This is a genomic window from Rhizobium grahamii (genome assembly GCF_009498215.1).
GTDB classification, from domain to species: Bacteria; Pseudomonadota; Alphaproteobacteria; order Rhizobiales; family Rhizobiaceae; genus Rhizobium; species Rhizobium grahamii_A.
This window is the reverse complement of record NZ_CP043499.1, coordinates 798,748-812,922: the sequence shown is the minus strand read 5'-3', so window position 1 is coordinate 812,922 and position 14,175 is coordinate 798,748. Positions and strand designations below refer to the sequence as shown.

13 protein-coding genes, 2 pseudogenes and 1 riboswitch are annotated in these 14,175 nt (G+C 61.2%); of the genes and pseudogenes, 10 read left to right on the top strand and 5 right to left on the bottom strand.

Annotated features, from left to right (window positions below; translation table 11 throughout):
* Nucleotides 1-136: 136 nt before the first annotated feature.
* Nucleotides 137-362: riboswitch (cobalamin riboswitch) on the bottom strand.
* Nucleotides 363-431: 69 nt separating this feature from the next.
* A complete protein-coding gene (locus tag FZ934_RS22640; protein WP_153273113.1) occupies nt 432-1,307 on the bottom strand; it encodes a LysR substrate-binding domain-containing protein in 876 nt (291 codons plus the stop codon).
* Between the two features lie 166 nt (nt 1,308-1,473).
* Here FZ934_RS22640 and FZ934_RS22635 point away from each other — a divergent pair, with 166 nt between their 5' ends.
* Complete coding sequence (locus FZ934_RS22635; protein ID WP_153273112.1) at nt 1,474-2,250, top strand: class I SAM-dependent methyltransferase; 777 nt, start codon at nt 1,474-1,476, stop codon at nt 2,248-2,250.
* 11 nt (nt 2,251-2,261) lie between these two features.
* Nucleotides 2,262-2,906 (top strand): pyridoxine/pyridoxamine 5'-phosphate oxidase, encoded by a 645-nt coding sequence (locus tag FZ934_RS22630; protein WP_153273111.1) that lies wholly within the window; start codon nt 2,262-2,264, stop codon nt 2,904-2,906.
* Nucleotides 2,907-2,940: 34 nt separating this feature from the next.
* Here FZ934_RS22630 and FZ934_RS22625 read toward each other — a convergent pair.
* Nucleotides 2,941-3,242, bottom strand: a pseudogene (locus FZ934_RS22625) (FAD-dependent monooxygenase); the annotation flags it as partial.
* Between FZ934_RS22625 and FZ934_RS22620 the strand changes: the two are divergent.
* From FZ934_RS22620 to FZ934_RS22605, 4 genes are all read left to right on the top strand, one after another.
* Nucleotides 3,228-3,392, top strand: coding sequence for a hypothetical protein (locus FZ934_RS22620; protein ID WP_153273110.1), 165 nt, complete (start codon nt 3,228-3,230; stop codon nt 3,390-3,392). The pseudogene FZ934_RS22625 and the gene FZ934_RS22620 sit on opposite strands and share 15 nt — an antisense overlap.
* A gap of 117 nt (nt 3,393-3,509) precedes the next feature.
* Nucleotides 3,510-4,364 carry a LysR family transcriptional regulator gene (locus FZ934_RS22615; RefSeq protein WP_153273109.1) on the top strand — a complete coding sequence of 285 codons (855 nt, stop codon included), beginning with the start codon at nt 3,510-3,512 and terminating at the stop codon, nt 4,362-4,364.
* Nucleotides 4,365-4,491: 127 nt separating this feature from the next.
* On the top strand, nt 4,492-5,346 hold the full coding sequence (locus FZ934_RS22610; protein ID WP_153273108.1) for an MBL fold metallo-hydrolase: 855 nt from the start codon (nt 4,492-4,494) through the stop codon (nt 5,344-5,346).
* 4 nt (nt 5,347-5,350) lie between these two features.
* The gene (locus tag FZ934_RS22605; RefSeq protein ID WP_153273107.1) at nt 5,351-6,565 is read left to right on the top strand and encodes an MFS transporter; all 1,215 of its coding nucleotides are present in this window, start codon (nt 5,351-5,353) and stop codon (nt 6,563-6,565) included.
* Between the two features lie 35 nt (nt 6,566-6,600).
* Here FZ934_RS22605 and FZ934_RS22600 read toward each other — a convergent pair whose 3' ends face one another.
* Both FZ934_RS22600 and FZ934_RS22595 read right to left on the bottom strand, forming a co-directional pair.
* Entirely contained in the window at nt 6,601-7,002 is a 402-nt protein-coding gene (locus tag FZ934_RS22600) for a DUF1398 domain-containing protein (protein WP_153273106.1), read from the bottom strand.
* Nucleotides 7,003-7,046: 44 nt separating this feature from the next.
* On the bottom strand, nt 7,047-7,499 hold the full coding sequence (locus FZ934_RS22595; RefSeq protein WP_153273105.1) for a MarR family winged helix-turn-helix transcriptional regulator: 453 nt from the start codon (nt 7,497-7,499) through the stop codon (nt 7,047-7,049).
* Nucleotides 7,500-7,778: 279 nt separating this feature from the next.
* Here FZ934_RS22595 and FZ934_RS22590 point away from each other — a divergent pair, with 279 nt between their 5' ends.
* Nucleotides 7,779-8,375, top strand: coding sequence for a helix-turn-helix domain-containing protein (locus FZ934_RS22590; protein ID WP_153273104.1), 597 nt, complete (start codon nt 7,779-7,781; stop codon nt 8,373-8,375).
* Nucleotides 8,376-8,419: 44 nt separating this feature from the next.
* On the opposite strand, the gene FZ934_RS22585 is transcribed toward FZ934_RS22590, so the two are convergent.
* Nucleotides 8,420-9,322 (bottom strand): LysR family transcriptional regulator, encoded by a 903-nt coding sequence (locus FZ934_RS22585; protein WP_153273103.1) that lies wholly within the window; start codon nt 9,320-9,322, stop codon nt 8,420-8,422.
* A 103-nt stretch (nt 9,323-9,425) separates the two neighbouring features.
* On the opposite strand from FZ934_RS22585, the gene FZ934_RS22580 reads away from it, so the two are divergent.
* The 3 genes and pseudogenes from FZ934_RS22580 to FZ934_RS22570 all read left to right on the top strand — a co-directional run bounded on the left by FZ934_RS22580 (nt 9,426) and on the right by FZ934_RS22570 (nt 14,106).
* Nucleotides 9,426-10,631 carry an MFS transporter gene (locus FZ934_RS22580; protein WP_153273102.1) on the top strand — a complete coding sequence of 402 codons (1,206 nt, stop codon included), beginning with the start codon at nt 9,426-9,428 and terminating at the stop codon, nt 10,629-10,631.
* 10 nt (nt 10,632-10,641) lie between these two features.
* A pseudogene (locus tag FZ934_RS22575) lies at nt 10,642-11,659 on the top strand (FAD-dependent monooxygenase).
* A gap of 197 nt (nt 11,660-11,856) precedes the next feature.
* Nucleotides 11,857-14,106 carry a CDC48 family AAA ATPase gene (locus FZ934_RS22570; protein WP_153273101.1) on the top strand — a complete coding sequence of 750 codons (2,250 nt, stop codon included), beginning with the start codon at nt 11,857-11,859 and terminating at the stop codon, nt 14,104-14,106.
* Nucleotides 14,107-14,175: the final 69 nt, after the last annotated feature.

Genomic DNA, 14,175 nt, shown 5'->3' with positions numbered 1-14,175 from the left:
CGCGCAAGACATTGCGGCGGCGACGAAAGAAAAAGTGCTAGCGGCGGATCGTCCAATCGAGACGGATGGCGTGTCGCAGGTGGTCGGAAAATTGGTCAATCATGTCTGCTCCTTGTCGGGCATCCCCGCCCGGCTGATTGGATCGTGATTGACGGCAGGTCTCCTGGCTCACGGATATGTGTCGGTCATCTGCCTTCCCGCGATAGTCGCAGTGGCATGGCCCTCCGGCCCGAGGATGATCGGCAAGCCGCTTACAGTTGCGGGGGCAGCCACGGTCTTGGTCCCTTTGGGGTCTTCCGCACCGTGTTCCCTATTATTCCCGTTGAAGTCATTCTCGGGGAACCGTCGTGGCCACTTATGACGCAGCGACCGCGACCGTCAAGCCTTGCTACCGCGATTTCCGGTGAGGTCGGGTGGTTGTCGTGATTGTGTCACGCTGAGGGAGCCGGTTCTGAACTGGAAAACTGTGACGCTTCGTTTGCCAGCCAATCACAAAACAGACTGGCCTTTCGGTTGCGCCGAGCACGCCTCAGGGCCACGTACTGATGGCCGCTGTCGATGAAGCCCTGTGGTGCTTTCAGCCGCCCGGCCTTGATGTCATCGACGACGTAGGGCCATGGCGCCACGCAGACACCCAATCCCGCCCTTGCAGCTTCGAGCATGAAGTAGAAGTGCTCATAGTCGACTTTGGGCCCGATCCACGGTGCCGCTCGCGACCGCGCGAGCCAATTTTCCCATGCACGGGGCCGTGTTCGCGTATGAAGGAGTGCGGCTCCCTCGAACGTTGCAACGGTCGGCGCCATGACTGGGCCCGTCTGCTCGGGAAATAACGGGATGACCTCCGCGCCTGTCGGCCATGGCGGATCGCCAACCCGGATTGCGACATCGAAACCATCCCGGCCGAAATCCACGGGACGCGATGATGCCGTCAGACGCACGTCTATCTGAGGGTACTCGGCCTGAAAGCGATATAGCCGGGGGATCAGCCAGCGCATCGTGAAGGTTCCCGGACACGACACGTCGATCGACCCAGCCTCGGTATCGGCGACTGCACGAACCGACGCGTCGATCTGGTCGAACGCGCCACTAAGGCCTGCGAGAAGCACTGCTCCGGCCTCGGTCAACCGGAGCCTGTTCTTTGGTCCCTCAAAGAGAGGAACGCCCAGCACCTCCTCGAGATGCTGAACCTGCCGGCTCACCGCGCTATGGGTGACGTTCAACTCGTCCGCGGCGAGGGTCATTCGACCGTGACGGCCTGCAGCTTCGAAGGCGCGGAGCGCGTTGAGAGAAGGTATATTTCTCGCCATGTGACTTTTAGGAACATTGGTTGTTCGATCATATCGGTTTCCGCCATTGCAATTCCAGTGTTTTTTATCCGCATCGAGAACAGTAGTTTCGGTTTTGGAACATTTTGGCCGGGGAGAACACATTTCCCACGGCAGCATAAACGCGTCTTAAAGCGAGGAAAAAGCGATGAGCAACAGACATAATGACGGCAGCGCGGGTGATGCCAACTACGGCGTGATCGGGAAAGGTTACATCTCCTACCGCCAACCCGACCCGCACATTGCGAGCTTCATCTTGAGCGCACTCGGCGATGCCAGAACAGTCCTAAACGTCGGGGCAGGGGCCGGTTCCTACGAGCCTGTTGACCGCGAGGTCACGCCCGTTGAACCTTCGGCCTCGATGCGCGCGCAGAGGCCGGCGCACCTGCCCTCGGCGACCGATGCCGTCGCCGAACGTCTTCCTTTCGCCGACCAGAGTTTCGACGCCAGCATGGCGACTTTTACGATCCATCAGTGGTCCGACTTGAGGGCCGGTCTCCGGGAGATGCGGCGCGTCACGCGTGGCCCGGTCGTTGTTCTTTCCTGTGATCCGAAGGAACTGCATCGCTGCTGGCTGAACGACTATGCACCTGAGATGATTGCCGTGGAGGCCCGGCGCTATCCGGAACCCGATGCCATCGCCGAGGCCTTAGGCGGACCGGTGGAGATTCTCCCGGTGCCGATCCCTCTCAATTGCGTCGATGGGTTTGGCGAGGCCTATTACGGCCGGCCAGAACGTCTGCTTGAGCCGGGTGCGCGACTTGCCAATTCCGCCTGGAGCTTCGTGGATGCAAGTGTCGGCGATCGCTTCGTGGCTGAGCTTGGCCGCGATCTCGCGAACGGAACATGGGATGCGCGATACGGCGCACTACGCACGCAGCCCTTTTTCGAGGGATCGCTGAGACTTTTCGTGGCAAGGCCATGAGAGACATGTGCATGAAGGATCAACTTCAATCACTCACCTCACTTTCGGGCCCGTTCCCGCCGTTCGATCTTGATGCTACGTGCGACGACCCATGCGATCTCTTCTCGATCTGGCTTCGGGAGGCGATCGAGTCCGGGGTCAGGGAGCCGCGTTCGATGATCTTGTCCACGGTCGATGAAAGCGGGGCGCCGGACGCGCGCGTTCTTATACTGAAAAATCTCGACCATCGCGGCTGGCACTTCGCGACGACGGACGCCGGGCCAAAGGGCCGACAGATCGCCGCAAATCCCTACGTTGCGCTGACGTTTTATTGGCAGCAGCTTGGGCGCCAAGTCCGGATCCGAGGCATCGCCTTACCTGCGCCGGAGGCTGAGCGGAACTCTGACTTCCGACGGCGATCCACCGCTGCGCGCGCCGTCGCCTTGGTCGGTCGTCAAAGCGAGGTCCTGTCGTCTCGCCGCGAACTCGATCTTGCAGTTGAGGCACAGGCTCGGCGGATCGCCGAGACGCCTGATATCGTCGCGCCCAACTGGTCGGTCTTTATGGTCATGTCACATGAGGTCGAATTCTGGCAGGGGAATCCAGACCGGCTTCATCAACGGCTTCGATATCGCAAGGCGAAGAGCGGTTGGCTCAAGGAGCCGCTCTGGCCGTAGTCCGGCCTCGATCTGGAGGCGACACTCGGAGATTTTACGATATGCCACGGGGTTGTGCGAAGAAATCGACAAGACTGTGAGGTGCCTTATCGCCAAGGCATAGATCAACGACCTCCCGTGCATCAGCCGCAGCTGCATGGCTGCGGCAAAACATTAGCTCTTCGTAGGTGGCGAGTGCGAGTTCCGGGTTATCGGGATGTGCCAGAATTGCTTTCGCCAGCTCGGCTCCATCGAACATGGCGATGTTTGCTCCGTCGCCCGACGGTGGCATCAGGTGAGCCGTGTCGCCAAGCAGCGTCACTCCAGGGGTGCGGTCCACCGATGCTCAATGGGCAGGGTGCGCTCTCGATGCTGATCGATCGCTGGGCGAACAATAGCTCAAAGCCGCTTCTGTTCCTGGAAAGCATCGCGACGCAGCTGGTGGAGCACGGTGACCGGGCGCAATTTCTTGCCGGCGTCGATCTGATCTTGCGAGGCATCGACTGAACCATCCCTGAGCGGCATCGGCAAACGCGTGGTTTCCACTCGCAGCGTAACCATAAACGCGCTACTCAGCCGTAACGCTCCGTCGCGCCGGCGGAACAGCTTGAGGGTACGCTGAAAATGGAATGGAGCGACGTTCGCATCTTTCTCGCGGTGGCACGCGCCGGCACGCTCGGAGGTGCCGCAAAGACCCTCGGATTGAGCCACCCGACGATCGGACGGCGACTGCGCTCGCTAGAGGAGGCAACCGGCCAGACGTTATTCCAGCGCACGGCCGACGGTTACGTGCTGACCGAGGAGGGGACAGCCGCGCTTTCGATCGCGGAGCAGATGGAAGAGACGGCGCTCGCCCTCGAGCGCCGTCTCGCTGGTGGCGCAATGCGGTTGAACGGAACCCTTCGCGTGACGTCGCCCGATTGGTTCGGCGCCTGGGTGCTGCCGCCCGTGATCGCCGAATTCGCGCGCCTTCATCCCGAGGTCGATACAGAACTGCTCACCGGCACAAGGCTCTTCAGCCTCGCCCAGAGGGAGGCGGATGTCGCCTTCAGGATCGAGGAATTCACCGAGGCCGATGTGATCCAGCGACGGCTGATCGCTATGCCTTACGGCGTCTACATCGCAAGAGATCTCCCTTCGCCGAAGCTTGGCGACGGGGCGGGGCATTCGCTTGTCATCATGGACAATTCCCTCGGCGCATTCGCCGATATCGATTGGCTGAGGTCGCTCTTTCCCAAGGCGTCGATCACCCTCAGATCCAACAATCGAAACGTCCAAGCGCAGATGTGCGCCGCAGGCGTGGGATTGGCAGTGCTGCCGCGACCGGTCGGCGACAAGCAGGTTGGGCTGCGAATGTTGGAAGTCGGCGAACCTCCTCCGGGACGTGATATCTGGATGGGGTATCATCGAGACTTGAAGCGGCTCGGGCGGTTGCGCGCCTTCGTGGACCTTGCGGTCCATCATCTCGCGACGCGATGAGCGCCCCCTGCCTCTTGCTAGAGCGCCTGAACGGCGCCGAACGTTTCTGAACGCCCGCAGTCCAAAATCGTAAGTTTAATTGCAGCGCACCATGAACGACATCTGTCGCACCAGACAGGAGTTGATCATGGCTCAGAACACGACAGAATTTCATAGTTTTCGGCACGGCAAGTTCGACGTTACCGTCTTGTCCGACGGTCATTTGACGCTGCCCGGTGAGATGTTTGCGCCCGAGGCTAATGCCGGAGAACGGGCCGATATCGTCACCCGGCTTGGTGGTGAAGGCAATCTGGCCAAGGCGCAGTCGAACATACCGCTCATCGTCACCGGCGAGGATGTGATCCTCATAGACGTTGGAGCCGGGAACCGCGTCCAATCGAGCGAAGGTCGGCTCGAGGAAAATCTCAATCGCGTCGGCGTTCACAGTTCCGATGTCACGATCGTCGTGCTCTCCCATGCCCACCCCGATCATCTATGGGGCGTGACGCGAGAGGATGGATCGCTTCGCTTTCCAAATGCCCGCTACGTCGTTGGCTTCGCCGAATGGAGTTTCTGGATGGGGCCTCATGCGGATGCGCTTCCGGCCGACAGGCGGCCTTACGTGAGCGCTGCTCGCCGTGACTTCGCTGCGATCAGCGGCCGGGTATCCCTCCTGGAGGATGGTGACGCGGTCGTGTCCGGGCTTTCGGTTTTGGCGACGCCGGGGCACACGCCCGGCCATATTTCGCTGCGTCTTGAGGGCGAGGTTCCGTTGATCGTGACCGTGGATGCGGCTGCCAGCGAGATTGTGTCCTTTGAGCATCCGACCTGGAGTTTCGGCTTCGACATGGACAAGGACCAGGCGCGCCAGACCCGGATCGCGCTTCTCGATCGTGCTGCTCGGGAGAACGCGAAGCTCCTCGGATTCCACTGGTCATATCCTGGCGTCGGACGGATCGAGAAAATCGGCGCGGCCTATAAGTTCACAAGCGTTAGGACGTAATCCAATGAGACGAATGGTATTTGGCCGGCAGGCGAGCTTCCTGGTCGCAGCAGCCGTTGTTGCCCACACGATCTGGACCAGTGCGGCTCCCACGCTGACCTACCCTCTCTACGCGCAGGAATGGCACCTGACGACCTTCGCGACAACAGCGATATTCGCGATCTATCCGGTCTTTGTCGTCCTTGTTCTCGTTCTCTTCGGCAACCTTTCCGACTATATCGGAAGACGCGAAACCATGCTGCTCGGGCTGCTCGCATCCGCGACTGGGGCGTTCATCTTCGCTGTTGCGCCCGATGTCGACTGGATCTTCGTTGGTCGAGCCTTCATGGGCGTCGGGGTTGGCCTCTCGGCCGGTCCGTCGGCCGCGGCAGTCGTGGAGTTCAGCGCGCCGCACAAGACATCCCAGGCTGGGAGCGCAACGGCAGCCGCCCAGGCGATCGGAATGATGGCGGCTGCACTGATCGGTGGAGCGCTCATAGAATATGCTCCGCTGCCAACGCGGCTGAATTTCGCGGTGCTGACGGGTGTCCTGCTACTGTTGATGGCAGCGACCTGGCATCTGCCAAATCACACGGCTTCGCGCCCGGCAGGCGTGTGGAGACCCAAGGTTCCGTCAATTCCCAACGGCCTGTTCGCGACGTTCGTCACGGCAACGGCTGCGGTGACGTCATCCTATGTCCTGGGGTCCATGACCTTGTCGCTCGGCGCGCAGGTCGCAAAGGATGTCGTGTCGTCTTCGAATGCATTGGTGAATGGAGGAACGATCGCACTGTTTGCTCTCGCATCGGCGGTGGCAACCGCGCCGGCTCGTGGCCAAAGCGCGACGCGGGTGCTTCTGGCAGGGGCGGTCATCGCCGCCATTTCCGCGACATTGTTGGCGACAGCGACGGTCACGCATTCGCTTGCGGTCTACACAGTCGCGCAGGTGGGATCGGGCTCGGCATACAGCCTATTGCTGCTGGGTGGCCTGTCGTTGATCAACACGCACGCACCCGTCACGCATTGGGCGACTACGCTTTCGGCCCTGTTTCTGGTGGCTTACCTGGCGCAGGCCGTGGTCGCACTTTCACTCGGGAAAATCGCGACCACGATCGGACTGGCGTTTGCGGTCGACGTTGGCGTCGCCATCGTAACTGTGTTGGCAACACTGACGGTTCTTCTCGATCTGGTTCGCAGGAAGGCCGGTAAGGTCCGTCCCGCAAAGGCGCGCGCCCACTGATCGAATGGGTAACCGAAGACGCCCGAGACCTCGGTTCAATTCGGGAAGTGTTCGACATGGGTTTCGGCCGTCCGGCCGAAATAGACGACACGACGGCCCAGGAACGAGACCAGATACCCCGCGCATCCGGCCTCTTTCACGCGCTCGCAGAAGGATCTGTAGCTGTAGTCCGGCCCATTCGCCTGCGCCCAACGGACCAAACGCTCCACTTCTCGCGGTGCGAACGCTGCTTCGACGGCGCCTTGGGATGTACTCATCTCAAGCGTGACGCTGTCGCCCTCCGGCAGATAGTAGGTCTGGATGTTGCGGCGGTAGTCGACCGCATATCCTTCAAATCCGGCCTCCAGAAGTTTCCCGACGATCGCAGGGAAGCTCAAGCTGCCGTCATGCGCGGCTTCCAGGCAGATCTGGGCAACAGAAATACGCTCCGCGTCCATGGCGGTTCTCCTTTATGCGTGGGGCTGTTGAAATCAGCGAGGCATCAATCGATCGGAATAGTCTCTAATCCGCGCCTCTCGACCAGCGCCTTCAGTATCTGGTCAAGCGCGGCATGCTCCTTCTCGGTGAGCAGGCCGAAGTACTCGGTTTCGTTGAGGTCGGCCAACGACGCCAAACGGGGAACTTTCTCTCGTCCTGCCGACGTGAGAAAAAGACTATGCGCGCGCCTATCGGTCTCGTGCTCGGCGCGGGCGATCAGCCCTTTCGACACAAGCCTATCGGCCAGTTTGCTGATCGCGCCCTTCGTCATCCCCATCTTCGCGGCAAGGGCGGAAGGGGGCAACGCCTCTTCATCATAGAGGGCACGCATGAAAACCCATTCCGCTACCGTCACGTCTTCCGCCGCGATCTTTCGCGCGAAGTCGTGGGACACGGCATTTGAGACCATTCTCATCCAATACCCGGTGTGCTTCGGCAGGTCCGAGGGCGATTGCATGCGTGCACTCCATTTTATTGACTAGGAAACTACATCGGCATGGTTTCCTAGTCAACTATATTTGAGTGCGGCGCTGGGATCGCCGACCATCCGTATGCGCGGATGCTTTGACGGATCGCTTGATGCTGGGAGATCGGGGTCCCTGGTGGTGGCCTATACCTAGGTATGTCTCATGCACGCCGGAGGTTGGTAGGAACTAGATTTCAGTAGGATTCCGCGCAGAGGGCCTGTCGGCCATGATCACCGCATCGAAAAACGATGTTGCGCAGGAGATCGGTTATGCAATCCAATAGTGTCGGCCTCGGATCCCCCATCTCCGGCTTCGGAATCGCTGCGGAAACGTCGACGGAAATTTCTCGTCTGCTGCTCGACGCTCTCGGATGCATTGACGATGACGAGAGTTCAGCAATCGATCTCGTCAAAAGAGCTTCAACGCTACTCCGGCCGGCAGGTGAGCGGGCGGTAACCTTGAGGGCGCCATCCAGTGGCGGCCTTGCGGCGTGGCAGATCGCGAAACTCCGCGCATTCATCGAGAGCCGGATCGATGGCGGGATCTCGCTGGGCGAGCTTGCTGCGGTCGCGCGGCTCAGCGCGAGTTACTTTTCAGTGGCGTTCAAGGCGAGCTTCGGGCTCCCGCCGCATGCCTATGTCATGGAACGCCGGATCGAGCACGCCAAGGAGCAGATGCTGAACACCGACCTTCCGCTCTGCGAGATCGCGCTGAATTGCGGCCTTGCGGACCAGGCCCACCTTTCCCGAATTTTCAAGCGCATGACCGGAAGCACGCCAAGCGCGTGGCGCCGCGTCAAAGCTGCTTCACGAGCAGAGTATCGCAGGCCAGCCGCGCGAGACCAGCTTCCGGCGGCCGCTATCTGACGGGTGACATCACCGATCCCGTTGCCTGGCACGACCGCACAAACTCAATCCGCCTCCGGCAAGAGATCCGTGACGGTCGCCAAGCGTAATCTCAGAGCAGAGATAAAGGTGCGGACCTTGGGAAGGACAAGCCTCGTCGTCGGATAAACAGCCCAGATACCGATGACTTCGGGTTCAGCTCCCTGCAGGCGGAGTGGAACAAGGCGGCCTTCCCGAATGTCGTCAGACACATTCCACAACGACAGCAGTGCGATACCACCGCCGGCGATGCTTGCTGCGTGGCATCCCTCAATGCTGCTGCTGGTGAAACGGAAGTTCAGACGTATGTGTCTCTCGGCTCCACCCTCCTGGAACGTCCAATGGGTGGCACCGCGGAGCGGAAGGCAGTCGTGGGCTGTCAGACCGTCGACCGAAGCGGGGGTGCCCCGTTGTGCAAGGTAATCCGGGCTTGCGACAAGCACGCGCGGATTGTCCGCGATCTTCTGTGCGATCAGGCTGCTGTCCCGAAGCCGTGCAATCCGGATCGCGAGATCGGCCCCGGTTGCGATCAGATCGGGGAGGCTGTCCGTCAGATCCAGCGATATTCGAAGCTCGGGGTTTTCTTTCAGCAGGTCGGGGATGAAGGGAGCCACGAACTTCAAGCCGAAGGACACCGGCACGGAGACCCTGAGCAATCCTGCTGCGCCGCGGTCGGACGATCGCAGACGCGCCTTTGCCTCCGCCTCGTTCTCGACCAGGGCCAGCGCAAACGGCAGGAACGTTTCCCCCTCGGGGGTCGGTGAAATCGAGCGCGTCGTACGATGCAGAAGCCTGACGCCCAAAGCGTCCTCGAGCGCGGCCAGTCGTCGGCTCGCCGCCATCGGGCCGATGCCCAACCGCCTGCCTGCTTCGGCAAGACTCCCTGCATTGACCGCCGTCGTGAAGACCAGAACGTCATCCGTGTTCATTATATCGAATTCCGTTATAGAGGCAGAACATCCAAGACCACTAAATCCATTCAAGGTAAAAAGCTAGATATCTCGCAGACCTCATCCAACGAAGGTGAAAGCCATGGATATCAACGCCAAACATGCCCACAAACCCAAGGCGGGGCTGGGAAAGCCGGCACTTTTCGCGATGGCCGCTGCAAGCGGCATCGCCGTCGCCAATATCTACTACAACCAGCCGATGCTCGGTATTATCGAGGCGGATTTCGCCCACGAACCGGTCACCGGCTTTATCCCCACAGCGACGCAGTTGGGCTATGCTCTTGGGCTCCTCTTGCTCCTCCCGCTCGGTGACATCGTCCATCGTCGCAAGCTGATCATCGGACAATTCATCATTCTGGCCGCAGCCCTGGTGGTGGCCGCGCTGTCGCCCACGGCCTGGGCACTCGCGATTGCATCCCTGATCGTCGGCGCCGCTTCGACGGTCGCCCAGCAGATTGTCCCATTTGCCGCATCTCTTGCCGCGCCTGAAAAACGGGGCTCGACGATCGGCACCGTCATGGCGGGCGTTCTCTCCGGAATCCTCTTTAGCCGAACCCTGTCGGGCTTCGTCGGGCAGCACTTTGGCTGGCGAGAAATGTTCTGGCTCGGTGTTCCAATGGCACTCGGCGCGTCCGGCCTGATGTTCCTGACGCTGCCCGATCATGCGCCTACGTCACGGATGGCCTATCGTAACGCCCTGCGGTCTCTCGCTCACCTCTGGAAGCGCGAGCCTGCGCTGCGAACCGCAGCCTTGATGCAGGCGGCACTCTTCGGTTCCTTCACCGCATTCTGGACCGTTCTGGCGCTGTACCTCGCAACGCCCAAGTTCAACCTTGGCGCGGATATTGCCGGCCTGTTCGGCATCGTCGGGGCTGTCGGAGTGTTTGCCGCCCCATTGGCCGGCAGGGTCGCGGATCGCAAGGGCCCGCATTTCGTGGTTTGGCTGGGCACAATCCTGACGATCGCAGCCTGGCTGATGTTCGGCTTCTGGAGTTCGCTGATCGCCCTCGTCATCGGGGTTATCGTTCTCGATTTCGGCATTCAGAGCGCCTTGGTCTCGAACCAGCACATCGTATACGCCCTCGATCCGGAGGCCCGCAGTCGCCTCAACACCATCTTCATGACAGCCATGTTCCTAGGCGGCGCCGCGGGCGCTGCACTCGCCTCCACCGTCTGGAGCTACGAGGGTTGGGTTGGCGTCAGTGTTCTCGGCGGCGTCCTCGGTCTGGTGGCGTTGGCGATCCGCGTGATTGAGCACGCTCGTCCGAAGACCCAGCCCGCCCACTAAGGAGATCGAGATGAAGCCTCTCCGTATTCGTATCGTTGGCGGTTCGCTCGCGGGCCTCTTTGCCGGAATTCTTCTCGCCCGCGACGGGCATGACGTGAAGGTTTACGAACGGTCCTCTTCCGGCTTTGCCGGCAGGGGAGCCGGCCTCGTGCCGCAGCAGGAGGTATTTCACATCCTTCGGGAAATCGGCGTCGAGCATCTGGCGACGTTCGGCGTGGTCTCGCAGGATCGCATCTGGTTCGAGAGATCGGGCGCGATCGCCCGGCGGGCCCGCATTCCTCAAACACAGATATCGTGGGACCTGCTCTATTCGACCGTCGCCGCTCGGCTCGATCCAGGTGCCTATTTGCTTGGCAAGCCGGTCGTCGGCGTGCGCGAAGAGGCGGGCTATTCCCTGCTCGAGTTCGACGATGGGAGCGCCGAAAGTGCGGATCTCGTCATCGGGGCGGACGGTATCGGCTCAACCGTCCGCGCGGCGATCAATCGCGACACCAGGAACAACTATGCCGGCTATGTTGCATGGCGCGGGCTCATTGCTGAAGACCGGTTGCCAAAAGCGGCCTCGGTCCTTGCTGGTGATTTCGCGTTCTATATTGCGCCGGGCAATCACATGCTCGGGTATCTGGTTCCAGGTCCCGACGGCGAAATCAGCCAAGGGCGGCGCCGGTATAACTGGGTCTGGTACCGCCCGGAAGCTCCTGCACGTCGATGCCAATCGTCTGCTGCCACCACCATTCGCCATGGCCGTCGACACCGAGCCAACCCCGTCGATCCAGGCGATCTTCGACTATGAGGCGAGACATATGGTTGGCAGTGCCACCGCGCTGGTCGGCGATGCCGCCTTCATCGCGCGCCCGCACACCGCCATGGGTGTCTCCAAGGCAGCTGGCGATGTGATGTCTCTGCGAAACCATCTGAGGCAGGCGGAAAACCTGCAATCCGCGCTGAAGGCATATGAGGGCGAGCGAATCGAGGCCGGCAGGAAAATCGTGGAGCTCGGCCGTCAACTCGGCGCCACGGCGCTGTGATCGCTGGAGATCTACCACCGTTCGTACCGGAACGGTCCGAAGGTACACCTTCGTACAGTTGGCCACCCTCTGCCTGCACGATAGCATTTCGAGATCATAGCCAGAATTTCCGAGAGCCGGGCATGCCGTCTTTGCAATTTCTCGCGCGCTCCTAACTAACCCGATGACTCCTCACTCAAGACGTTGATGAAGGGAAAATGCCCGTGTCAGACGACCTAACGCTTCAAGTCGCAAATATGCGGCCGCAGGATGCCGGCGCGAGCATCGCGCGTATGTCCGCAGCTTCGATGACCAAGATCGGCATTGGCGAGGGGGACCTCGTCGAATTGATCGGTCGGCGGCATACGGCTGCAATCGCCATGCGCCCCTATGAAGAGGACCACGGGCTCAACATCATCCGACTGGATGGCCTGCAGCGCGTCAACGCCGGCGCGTCGAGCGGCGACCACGTGGAAGTGCGCAAAGCAGAAGCCCGTCCCGCGACGAGAGTCGTGCTGGCGCCGGCGCAAAAGAACCTTGTCCTTCAGGGGTCCGGCGAGGCATTGCAGCGCACCTTCCTGCACCTTCCCATGGTCGCCGGCGATGTGGTCTCGACGTCTGTTCAACAACGGGTGAGGGATCCGCGCCTGCTGAACCTTCCGGCCTACGGTTTGCAGGAAATCAGGCTGGTCGTCGTCTCCACACAGCCTCGCGGGATCGTCCAGATGACCGCGGAAACAGTCGTGGAGCTGCGCCCGCAATTCGAGGAGCCGAAGGAGGCACGGCGGGCTGATGTAACCTACGACGATATCGGCGGCCTCGGCTCATCCGTCGAGCAAGTCCGTGAGATGGTCGAACTGCCGCTGCGTCACCCGGAACTGTTCCAGCGCCTTGGCATCGATCCACCGAAGGGCGTTCTCCTTTATGGACCTCCAGGGACGGGCAAGACGCTTCTCGCGCGCGCCGTCGCCAACGAGACTGAAGCGAATTTCTATCATATCGCCGGCCCTGAAATCATGGGCAGCCGTTACGGGGAATCCGAAGAGCGGCTGCGGCAGGTCTTCCAGGAAGCCTCGCAAAATGCTCCGTCGATCATCTTCATCGACGAAATCGACTCAATCGCGCCAAAGCGCGAGCAGGTAACGGGAGAGGTGGAGCGGCGCATTGTTGCCCAGCTTCTCACACTCATGGACGGCCTGGAGCCCCGCCAGAATATCGTCGTCATCGGCGCCACCAACCGACGGGACGCGATCGATGAAGCGCTTCGTCGCCCCGGCCGCTTCGACCGCGAGATCGTCATCGGCGTTCCCGATCAGAATGGCCGGCGCGAAGTTCTGGCAATCCATACGCGAGGCATGCCGCTTGCCGAGGACACCGATCTCGATGAGATTGCACGGACGACCTTCGGCTTCGTCGGGGCGGACCTTGGCGCGCTCGTGCGCGAAGCGGCCATGGACGCCCTCAGGCGGATCCTGCCTGACATCAATCTGAAGGAAGGTATTCCGACCGAGGTGCTGGAGAAACTGACTGTCACGCAGGACGACTTCACCTCTGCGCTGAAGCGTATCCAGCCTTCGGCGCTGCGTGAAATCATGATCCAGGCGCCCAACGTCCGCTGGGACGACGTCGGCGGTTTGGACGAAGCGCAGATGAAACTGCGGGAAGGCGTGGAGTTGCCGCTGCGGTCGCCCCAGTCGTTCAAGCGGATGGGAATCCGACCGGCGAAGGGGTTTTTGCTCTTCGGCCCCCCTGGCACCGGCAAGACACTGCTTGCCAAAGCCGTTGCCCGCGAAGCGGAGGCGAATTTCGTCGCGACGAAGTCGTCCGACCTGCTGTCCAAGTGGTACGGCGAGTCCGAACAGCAGGTTTCCAGGCTTTTCGAGCGGGCCCGTCAGGTTGCCCCGACCGTGATTTTCATCGACGAGATCGACTCTCTTGCGCCCGCGCGCGGTGGCGGCCTCGGAGAGCCGGCGGTGACGGAGCGGGTGGTGAACACGCTGCTCGCTGAAATGGATGGACTGGAGGACATGCAGGGCGTCGTGGTGATGGCGGCGACAAACCGACCGAACCTCCTCGATCCCGCGCTGCTCCGCCCAGGCCGGTTCGACGAACTGGTCTATGTGCCGGTGCCTGACGCAAAGGCGCGGCGGAAGATCCTCGGTATCCATACCAAGAAGATGCCGCTTGCCACCGATGTCGACCTCGATGAGCTGGCGGAGAAAACCGAGCGGTTCACCGGCGCAGACCTCGAGGATCTGACCCGGCGGGCCGGCTTGATCGCGCTGCGGCAGTCCCTCGATGCAACGATCGTCACCAAGGAAAACTTCGCCAAGGCATTGGAGGAGGTCCGGCCGTCTGTTACGCCCGAGGTCGAGCGGGAATACGAGGAGATGCTGCGGACGCTTCGGCAGGAAAACCCGCAAAAGATGCAGATCGGGTTCACGCCACTACGTCAGACGAAGGAGTAGGGGGACGGGCAGCGGTCCCGTCATTCTTGTAAAGGGCGCCGGTTATGCTGGCGCCTTTTTCATTGCGGC